Here is a 9,895-nt window from a genome sequence, read left to right on the forward strand (position 1 = left end):
TATTACTTATAGTATGTATTTATATGTTTTAGACATGTTCTAATTTTATCACCAAATAGGTATCTGTCAAAGTCAACTGTTTTTATTTTTGATAAACTAAAACGGCTGCTTGGGCGGCAATTCCTTCTTCACGTCCCGTAAAGCCTAACTTTTCTGTTGTTGTTGCCTTGACGTTAATTTGAGAAATGCTTGCTTCTAACAGCTGCGCAATACGCTCTCTCATTGGTTCAATGTAAGGAGCCATTTTAGGTTTTTGCGCGATAATTGTGCAATCGACATTGCTTAATTCATAGCCTTCATCTTTTAGCAGTTTCCATACGTGTTGAAGAAGCTTTGCTGAATCAGCATCTTTAAATTCAGGGTCTGTATCCGGAAAATGCTTTCCGATATCTCCTTTAGCCGCCGCTCCTAATAAGGCATCTGCGATTGTATGCAACAGCACATCTGCATCTGAATGGCCTAATAATCCTTTTTCATACGGAATTTCTAAACCGCCGATGATTAAAGGTCTTCCTTCTGCAAATTCATGTACGTCGAAACCTTGTCCTACTCGAATGTTCATTTTTCCACTCCTTCAGTCCTGTTTAGCTTTGTTAATATAGCTTCTGCATATAACAAATCTTCTGGTGTTGTTAGTTTTATATTATCGTAATTTCCCTCTACAATCGATACTTTTTGCCCCGCTTTTTCTACTAAGCTTGCATCATCGGTGCCTAAGTATTCATTTGTTTTTGCTTTTTCGTGTGCATCCATTACTACATCAAAAAGAAAAGCCTGCGGCGTTTGAATAGCCCACAAGCTAGAGCGCTCAACTGTTTCAATGACAGTACCCTGTTCCACACGCTTAATTGTGTCTTTTACTGGAACAGCCAGCACAGCAGCCTTATCACTAGCAGCTTTTTCTACTAACTCATGGATTGTGTTTTGTTGAACAAATGGACGAGCGCCATCATGAATTAATATCATCTGAGCCTGCTTTAAACTTTTAAGGCCGTTATAAACGCTATGTTGACGTTCATCGCCTCCAGCTGTCAATGATTGAACCTTTTGAATTGGATATTCGGTTAATAACTCTTCAAAAATCGCCACTTCTTTTTCGTTTACGACTAGTACAATTCCACTGCACCAAGGATCTTGTTCGAATTTTTGCAGCGTATGAATGATAAGCGGAACGTTTTGAATAGTTAAAAATTGTTTGTTCCGCCCCGCTTTCATTCGCTTCCCCTGCCCTGCAGCTAAAACGATAATTTCATACTTCATAGGTATACTCCCTTTACCTGTTACGTCACAGTGCTTTTTCTAATAACTTGGGTTTCGCAAAAATCATACGGCCTGCTGAGGTTTGGAGTACGCTCGTCACCAGTACATCAATTTGCTTTCCAATATAATTTCTTCCTTCTTCTACCACGATCATTGTCCCGTCATCAAGATAGGCAATACCTTGATTGTGCTCTTTACCGTCTTTTATAACCAATACGTTCATTTCTTCTCCTGGAAGTACAATTGGCTTGACGGCATTTGCTAAGTCATTAATATTTAAGACGCCGACATTTTGAAGTTCACATACTTTATTTAAATTAAAATCGTTTGTCACGACCAACCCGGAAGTCAGCTTTGCCAATTTGACCAGCTTACTGTCCACTTCTTGAATATCTTCGAAATCGCCTTCATAAATTTCTACCTTCATTGCCAGTTCCTTTTGAATACGGTTTAGAATATCTAGACCTCGTCTACCTCTGTTTCGTTTTAAAACATCCGACGAATCAGCAATATGCTGAAGTTCCTCAAGCACAAAGCGCGGAATAACAATCGTTCCGTCTAAAAATCCTGTTTGACAAATATCTGCGATACGGCCGTCAATAATAACGCTTGTATCTAAAATTTTAAGAGACTTTAGTGATTCTTCATTATCTGCTTCTTCTTCTTGCCCTTTTTTCTTCCCAATTCGAGATGGCATCGAAAAAACGTTCACAAGCTCATCACGTTTTTTAAAGCCGACTTGAAACCCTAAGTAACCTAAAAGAATACTTAGAAAGATTGGTAAAATGGTACTTACTACTTGAAGTTGAATTCTTCCTAAAAAAGCTCCGACCAAGTAGGCTACAATAAGCCCTAAAATCAATCCTAAGCTACCAAAAAGTACATCCGTTACAGGCGCCTTCAGTAACGCCTCTTCCACTCGGCGAATTAATTCAACTATATAATCAACAATCCAAAACGTGACAAGGAAAAACAAAATAGCTCCCAGTATTGCATCGACGTAAGGTTTTTCTAGAAATGCTACATCTTGCAGATTTAATAATTGAATAAGTTCAGGTATAAAAAAGACGCCCAGTGTACCACCTGTAATAATAAAAAATAACTGTACAAAACGTTTTAACACGCCTTCACCTCCCTTTATCATTATAAACAGTTTACAGTGATTGAAACCTGTTATTTAACCAAAAAACAGAATTTGTAAACAAACTGTCACTTTTTTTGTATTTTCACAATATCTTAATGAATCAAACATTTAATGTCAATTAATATCCTATAGCTGACGGTTTGTAAGATGCTGCTCTTTTAGTCTTTTTAGGCCTTCTCTGATTTTCCGTGCTCGAATTTCACCGATGCCTTCTACCTCATCCAATTCTTCTACCGACGCATCTGCTATCGTTTTTAAATCCCCTAATTCATCAATGAGATTTTCAATAATAATCGATGGAAGTCTTGGAATTTTATGAAGCATTCGATACCCTCTAGGAATAACGCTGTCTTCAAAGCTTGTATACATAGGATATCCCATTAAGCGAAGGAGCGTCTGGTCATCGAGAAGAACATTATTTGACGGCTGCTGCATGCGTTCAATTACTCGGTAAGGGTCAAAGCTGAGGTCATACATATAATCTTTGATTAATAAAGTTGCTTCTTCCTCTAAGTGAGAAAGCAGTTCATTCATTTGGAGACGGATTAGTCTTCCTTCTGTTCCTAACTCGCTAATATAGCTCAAAATTTCATTTTTAATACGCAGAACCATTTCTGTACGATGAAGCGACTGCAGCACATCTGTATGAGTTACTTGCTCTTCAAACTCTAATGCACTGAGACTTGTAATCGATTCGTCTAATACCGCCTTGTACTTCTCAAGTGTTCCAAGCGCTTGATTGGCTTTTGCTAAAATAACGCTAATGTCTTTCAATACATACTGCAGAGACCCTTTGTAAAGCGTAATCACATTTCGTCTTTGTGAAATGGCTATCACCAATACACCTGACTGCTTAGCTACACGCTCCGCTGTACGGTGACGCATTCCTGTCTGTGAAGAAGGAGTAGAGGGATCTGGCATGAGCTGAGCATTAGCAAATAATATCTTGCTTCCGCTGTCGTTTAAAATAAGCGCTCCATCCATTTTGGCTAACTCGTATAAATGTGCAGGTGTAAATGCACAATTAATCGAAAATCCTCCATCTACCATCTTTTTGACTTGTTCATTGTAGCCCATAACAATTAAGCCGCCCGTCTTTGCCCGCAAGACGTTATCGATACCGTCACGAATAGGGGTTCCTGGTGCTACAAACTGCAGAATTTCTGATATTTGTTTTTGACTAACTGTTGTTTTTTCTCCTTCCACTGCTTATCCTCCTAATGTATATTGCAGAGCCTCCGCTACTGTTGATACCCCAATCACATCAATACCATCTGGGACTTTCCATCCTCCTAAATTTTTCTCCGGGATAATAATTCTTTGGAACCCTAATTTTACCGCTTCTTGAACGCGCTGTTCAATTCTAGACACTCGGCGTACTTCACCTGTTAATCCTACCTCTCCTACAATAACATCTGTAGCGCTAGAAGCAGCATCTCTGAAGCTTGAAGCAATGCTAACGGCTACAGCTAAATCGATTGCTGGTTCATCTAATTTCACTCCACCTGCTACTTTTAAATAAGCATCTTGATTCTGCAGCAGCATTCCTACACGCTTTTCTAAGACAGCCATGATAAGCGAAACGCGATTATGATCTACTCCTGTCGCCATTCTTCTAGGGTTTCCAAAGCTCGTTGGACTGATTAGCGCCTGCAGCTCTACTAATACGGGTCTTGTCCCCTCCATTGAAGCGACAACAACCGACCCTGCTGCTCCCTGAGACCGTTCTTCTAGAAAGATTTCAGACGGATTCAATACTTCTTCTAGCCCGCTTTCTTTCATTTCAAAAATGCCCATTTCATTTGTAGACCCAAACCGGTTCTTAACCGCTCTTAATATACGATACGTATGATGACGCTCTCCTTCAAAATAAAGAACCGTATCCACCATATGTTCAAGAAGTCTTGGACCTGCAATGGCCCCTTCTTTCGTTACATGCCCCACAATAAAGATGGCAATTCCATTCGTTTTAGCAACACGCATTAGTTCAGCCGTACACTCTCGCACCTGTGAGACGCTTCCTGGCGCTGATGTGACATCAGCATGGTAAATGGTTTGAATTGAATCAATCACCACAAAATCAGGCTGCATGCTTGAGATGGCCTCTAGTATTAATTCTAAGTTTGTTTCTGCGTGAACATAAAGCTCTTCAGCTTTTACACCTAGCCTGTCCGCTCTTAACTTCGTTTGCTTGGTTGATTCCTCTCCCGAAATATATAGTACTTTATTTTGTTTCATTGCTAACTGCGCGGAGGTTTGCAAAAGTAAAGTAGACTTTCCGATACCCGGATCTCCCCCTATTAAAACGAGTGACCCTCTGACAATACCTCCTCCTAATACACGATTTAACTCTGCAGAAGGTGTGAAAATTCGTGGTTCTGTTGTAGATTCAATCGCTGTAATTGACTGAGGTTTTTGAACTTTAGAAGCAGTAGCTCCGGAAAAAGCTCCTCGGCGTGATGATTTCGTTTCTTCCATTTCTTCTACCATAGAATTCCAGCTTCCGCATCCGGGACATTTCCCCATCCATTTTGCTGATTCATATCCGCAATGCTGACATGCAAATTTTGTTTTTCGTTTCGCCATTATGTTATCAATCTCTCCGTTCATTCAATCGATTTCTATCTCTATTGTACACTATTTCCTAAGCTAAAATAAAAAGGGAGGCATACGTGTTTTTTCGTATGCCTCGTCTTGGTTTGAGTAAATTTAGCTGATGCTGCTTGGAGCGGAGGATTTAACAACAAATTCTCCTTTATCTACATCTAGCGTCACTTTCTGACCTTTTTGAACAACCCCTTTTAGCAGCTCTTCAGATAAACGGTCTTCAATATGCTTTTGAATCGCTCTACGAAGTGGACGAGCACCGTATTCTGGATCAAAACCTTCCTCTGCAATCTTATCAATTGCCTCTTTTGTTAATTCAAGATCAATTTCTTGCTCTTTTAAGCGTTTTGTTAACTGATCCGCCATTAATTTAACGATTTCAGCTAAGTGAGGTTTCTCTAATGAATGGAAGACGATAATTTCATCGATACGGTTTAGGAACTCCGGACGGAAAGCGCGCTTCATTTCCGCCATTACTTTTCCTTTCATATCTTTGTAGTCTTGCCCTTCTGCTTCCACTGTGAACCCTAAGTGCTTGCTTCGTTTTAATGTATCAGCACCTACGTTTGATGTCATAATTAAAATCGTATTACGGAAATCAACTGTACGGCCTTTTGAATCTGTTAAGCGTCCATCTTCTAACACTTGTAATAAAATGTTAAATACATCTGGATGCGCTTTTTCAATTTCGTCTAAAAGAACAACTGAGTAAGGTTTTCTTCTTACTTTTTCCGTTAACTGGCCGCCTTCTTCGTATCCAACATATCCTGGAGGTGAACCTACTAAGCGTGAAGTAGAATGTTTCTCCATGTACTCAGACATATCAATACGAATCATTGCATCTTCATCGCCGAAGATTGACTCCGCTAATGCACGTGCAAGCTCTGTTTTACCAACCCCTGTTGGCCCTAAGAAAATGAATGAACCAATTGGACGTTTTGGATCTTTCAAGCCTGCTCTAGCACGGCGCACAGCTTTTGCAACTGCTTTTACCGCTTCTTCTTGCCCAATTACACGAGAGTGAAGAATCTCTTCCATGTTCAGCAGTCTTTCTGTCTCTTCCTGTGCCAGTTTAGAGACCGGTACACCCGTCCAGCTAGATACCACCATCGCAATATCTTCTACTGTTACAGCTGAGTTTTCTTTACCTTGCTGCTCTTTCCAAATTTTCTTTGTGTCTTCTAATTCTTCGCGTAGACGTTGCTCTGTATCGCGTAAAGATGCTGCTTTTTCAAATTCTTGACTTTGAACAGACGCATCTTTTTCATTGCGTACTGATTCTAATTTTTGCTCTAATTCCTTTAAATTTGGCGGCGTTGTAAATGAACGTAAACGCACTTTTGAACCAGCTTCATCAATTAAATCGATTGCTTTATCCGGTAAGAAACGATCGGAAATGTAGCGATCTGATAGTTTCACCGCTTGCTCGATTGCCTCATCAGAAATAGATACTCGGTGATGCGCTTCATAACGGTCACGAAGCCCTTTTAAGATTTGAATAGACTCTTCCAACGTTGGTTCATCCACTTGAATTGGCTGGAAGCGACGCTCTAACGCTGCATCTTTTTCAATGTACTTTCTGTATTCATCTAAAGTCGTAGCACCGATACACTGAAGTTCTCCACGAGCAAGAGACGGTTTTAAAATATTAGAAGCATCGATAGCACCTTCTGCGCCACCAGCGCCAATTAATGTGTGTAACTCATCGATAAAGAGAATGATATTACCTGCTTGACGAATTTCATCCATTACTTTCTTCAAGCGATCTTCAAATTCTCCGCGGTATTTTGTACCAGCAACGACCGTTCCCATATCCAAAGTCATAACGCGTTTGTCACGTAAAATTTCTGGAACTTCATTGTTGACGATTTGCTGAGCCAAACCTTCAGCGATTGCCGTTTTACCGACACCTGGCTCCCCAATTAATACAGGATTGTTTTTTGTACGTCGGCTTAATACTTCAATAACACGCTGAATTTCTTTCCCACGTCCGATAACAGGGTCTAAGCTTCCTTCGCGCGCTATAACTGTTAAATCGCGTGCTAAGCTGTCTAGCGTAGGTGTATTAGCGTTTGAAGAGCCTCCGCCTTGATGACTTGAAGCAGCTTCATTGCTACCTAATAAATGAAGCACTTGCTGACGAGCTTTATTTAGGCTGACACCTAAATTATTTAAAACGCGTGCTGCAACGCCTTCACCTTCACGAATTAAGCCTAGTAAGATATGTTCTGTTCCTACATAAGAATGACCAAGCTTTCGGGCTTCATCCATTGAAAGTTCAATGACTTTTTTCGCTCGAGGTGTATAATGAATGGTCTGCGTTAATTCTTGGCCTCTGCCAATTAATGCTTCCACTTCTTTTTGAATTTTTTCACTGCTTAGGCCTAGAGCGGAAAGAGCTTTTGCTGCAATTCCTTCACCTTCACGAACGATACCTAATAAAATATGCTCCGTTCCAATGTTGTTGTGACCTAGGCGTAGTGCTTCTTCCTGTGCTAAAGCTAATACTTTTTGTGCGCGCTCTGTAAATCTACCAAACATCATATAATCGTCACCCTCCACGTTTAATTTGTGTTTTTATTTATAGTGAGACGTTCTCGAATTAAGGTGGCTCTTTTAATGTCACGTTCTTGAGGCTTTAGAGGACCTCCCGAATACTTTTGTAAAAAGCCTGGCTGCGTCATAATGATAAGTTCATTCAATATATTTTGACTCAGTCCTTTTATATACCCTAAATCGATTCCTAATCGAACATCTGATAAACATTGTGAAGCTTCTTTTGACTCAATAATACGGCTATTGGCCAATACTCCATATGAACGATACACTCGATCTTCTAACTCTACATGAGATGTTTTAAACAGCGCGTCTCTTGCAGAGTGCTCTTGTGTAATCAACTGCTGTACGACACTATTTAAATCTGCCACAATATCTTCTTCAGATTTCCCTAAGGTTATCTGATTAGAAATTTGAAAGATATTCCCTAAAGCTTCGCTACCTTCTCCATAAATTCCTCTCACCACTAAGCCAAGCTGGTTAATAGCGGGAATAATACGATGAATTTGACGGGTCATCACTAAAGCCGGCAGATGCATCATCACAGATGCACGTAGCCCAGTACCCACATTTGTGGGACAGCTGGTTAAATACCCTCTATTTTCATCAAACGCATAATCTACGTATTTCTCAATCCAATTATCTACTTTATTCGCTGTGCTTAAAGCTTCAGATAATTGAAGACCTGGAAATAAACATTGTATGCGTAAATGATCTTCTTCATTAACCATAATACTCAAATCTTCTTTTTCTGATAAAAAACAAGCTCCGTTGTTATCTCCTTCAGCCAAGTTAGGACTGATAAGATGCTTTTCAACCAACACTTGCTTTTGAAGAGGCTGTAATTCGTTCATCTTTAGTAAATGCAAATTCCACTGATTGGTGTTTTCACTTTTTTGAAAAACTTGCTCGAATACTCGAACCACTTCAACTGCTTGTTCTTTAGAAAAGAGAGTTGGAAAAAGATAATGAGTTAAATTTCGAGCCAGCCTGATTCGACTGCTTAGAACAATATCTGAATTCGAAGCTTCTTGACGCATCCAAGAGCTAACAGGCTGGGAAAAGAACAAATCCCGGGACATGAATTACGCTTCCTCCTCTCTCGATTCGTTCATCTTCTTTTCTAGTAACCGAATATGATCTCGGAGTTCGGCTGCTTTCTCAAACTCCTCTTTTTCGATATACTCTTTTAAGTTCAATCTTAATGCCTGTAATTCCTTTTTTAAATGAAGATTACTTGCAATTCTTGCTGGTATTTTTCCATGATGCAGATAATTACCTCCATGCAGCCTCTTCAAGAAAGGAATAAGAGGTCGCTCGAATGTTTTGTAGCAATCTGCACATCCAAACCTGCCGATTTTAGCAAATTTTTGATATGTCATGCCACAAGTAGGACAAGAAAGAATCTCCTGACTTTGTTGCTTATAATTTTCAGTTACTGCTGGATCTAGGTTAAGTAGGCCAGCTAGTAAGTTATTGATTGAAAAACCTTGCTGATTTGAAAAAGAAAATGCATCTCCATTTTCTGAAGCGCATTGTTCACATACATGCATCTCCGTCTTTTCACCATTAATGATTTTTGTGAAGTGAAGGGTTGCAGGTCTCGTTTCACATTGCTGACAAATCATCCTGTCATCACTCCCTGTTCTAAATAAAATAGATCATGAGCTTATCGGTAGCGTAATGAATTAAGCATTGCTTTTAAAAGATTAGCCCTTAGCTCATCACGATAAGGAAGTTCAATATTAATAACTGAACGATTGATAACACTCAACATGATTTTTGCTTCTCGTTCTGTGATGACTTTTTCTTCAACTAACCTAATAATGACGTTTTCAGCACTTACTTGTGAAATTTCATTTTGAATCATCTCAATTACTTGCTGAAACAAATCCGCTGCATCATGCATTTTTACTTTTGCAATACGAATAAAACCGCCGCCGCCTCGCTTACTTTCTACAAGATAACCTCTCTCAACTGTAAAACGGGTATTGATAACGTAATTAATTTGCGACGGAACGCATTGAAATTTATCAGCAATCTCACTGCGCCTTATTTCAACAATTTCTCTTTCACTTAATTCAAGTACTTGTTTTAAATACTGTTCGATAATGTCAGAGATATTTGGCACGCTGCCCCCTCCTTCTGACTTTGACTATATTTGACCTTAATTTAAATATAAAAGGAAACGAAAAAATTTTCAACTATGTACTATTAAAGTTTATTCTTTACTTTTATCGTTGCCACTAAAATTTATTTCAAAACCTGCAAATCGTGAATTTTATTGTTCTTACTATACTTTTTCATAAAACAAATAAATTGTAAACA

At 39.3% G+C, this 9,895-nt stretch carries 9 protein-coding genes; all 9 read right to left on the reverse strand.

Translation table 11 applies throughout. The features are described from left to right. Positions 1-82: 82 nt before the first annotated feature. The 9 genes from ispF to POF52_RS27285 all read right to left on the reverse strand — a co-directional run bounded on the left by ispF (position 83) and on the right by POF52_RS27285 (position 9,698). Complete coding sequence (gene ispF, locus POF52_RS27245) at positions 83-562, reverse strand: 2-C-methyl-D-erythritol 2,4-cyclodiphosphate synthase (RefSeq protein ID WP_013054903.1); 480 nt, start codon at positions 560-562, stop codon at positions 83-85. Next, the gene (ispD, locus tag POF52_RS27250) at positions 559-1,260 is read right to left on the reverse strand and encodes a 2-C-methyl-D-erythritol 4-phosphate cytidylyltransferase (RefSeq protein ID WP_271996739.1); all 702 of its coding nucleotides are present in this window, start codon (positions 1,258-1,260) and stop codon (positions 559-561) included. The genes ispF and ispD overlap by 4 nt, the downstream gene beginning before the upstream one ends. A 25-nt stretch (positions 1,261-1,285) precedes the next feature. Then, on the reverse strand, positions 1,286-2,383 hold the full coding sequence (locus tag POF52_RS27255; protein ID WP_014462040.1) for a PIN/TRAM domain-containing protein: 1,098 nt from the start codon (positions 2,381-2,383) through the stop codon (positions 1,286-1,288). Positions 2,384-2,530: 147 nt separating this feature from the next. Continuing rightward, complete coding sequence (disA, locus tag POF52_RS27260) at positions 2,531-3,610, reverse strand: DNA integrity scanning diadenylate cyclase DisA (protein WP_013054900.1); 1,080 nt, start codon at positions 3,608-3,610, stop codon at positions 2,531-2,533. A gap of 3 nt (positions 3,611-3,613) precedes the next feature. Further along, positions 3,614-4,990: a DNA repair protein RadA gene (gene radA, locus POF52_RS27265; protein WP_013054899.1), complete on the reverse strand. Its 1,377-nt coding sequence runs from the start codon at positions 4,988-4,990 to the stop codon at positions 3,614-3,616. 123 nt (positions 4,991-5,113) lie between these two features. Further along, a complete protein-coding gene (gene clpC / locus POF52_RS27270; protein WP_271996743.1) occupies positions 5,114-7,555 on the reverse strand; it encodes an ATP-dependent protease ATP-binding subunit ClpC in 2,442 nt (813 codons plus the stop codon). A gap of 20 nt (positions 7,556-7,575) precedes the next feature. Beyond that, complete coding sequence (locus POF52_RS27275; protein WP_271996746.1) at positions 7,576-8,649, reverse strand: protein arginine kinase; 1,074 nt, start codon at positions 8,647-8,649, stop codon at positions 7,576-7,578. Between the two features lie 3 nt (positions 8,650-8,652). Next, positions 8,653-9,195 (reverse strand): UvrB/UvrC motif-containing protein, encoded by a 543-nt coding sequence (locus tag POF52_RS27280; protein ID WP_016762716.1) that lies wholly within the window; start codon positions 9,193-9,195, stop codon positions 8,653-8,655. Between the two features lie 41 nt (positions 9,196-9,236). Further along, complete coding sequence (locus tag POF52_RS27285; RefSeq protein WP_013054895.1) at positions 9,237-9,698, reverse strand: CtsR family transcriptional regulator; 462 nt, start codon at positions 9,696-9,698, stop codon at positions 9,237-9,239. Between the last annotated feature and the right edge of the window lie 197 nt (positions 9,699-9,895).

The sequence above is a fragment of the Priestia sp. AB genome (genome assembly GCF_028369225.1).
Lineage (GTDB): Bacteria > Bacillota > Bacilli > Bacillales > Bacillaceae_H > Priestia > Priestia megaterium.

Excerpts from the sequence above, each read along its gene's own strand:
- ispF (WP_013054903.1), bottom strand. The coding sequence starts at position 562 with ATGAACATTCGAGTAGGACAAGGTTTCGACGTACATGAATTTGCAGAA.
- ispD (WP_271996739.1), bottom strand. The coding sequence starts at position 1,260 with ATGAAGTATGAAATTATCGTTTTAGCTGCAGGGCAGGGGAAGCGAATG.
- radA (WP_013054899.1), bottom strand. The coding sequence starts at position 4,990 with ATGGCGAAACGAAAAACAAAATTTGCATGTCAGCATTGCGGATATGAA.
- clpC (WP_271996743.1), bottom strand. The coding sequence starts at position 7,555 with ATGATGTTTGGTAGATTTACAGAGCGCGCACAAAAAGTATTAGCTTTA.
- POF52_RS27275 (WP_271996746.1), bottom strand. The coding sequence starts at position 8,649 with ATGTCCCGGGATTTGTTCTTTTCCCAGCCTGTTAGCTCTTGGATGCGT.
- POF52_RS27280 (WP_016762716.1), bottom strand. The coding sequence starts at position 9,195 with ATGATTTGTCAGCAATGTGAAACGAGACCTGCAACCCTTCACTTCACA.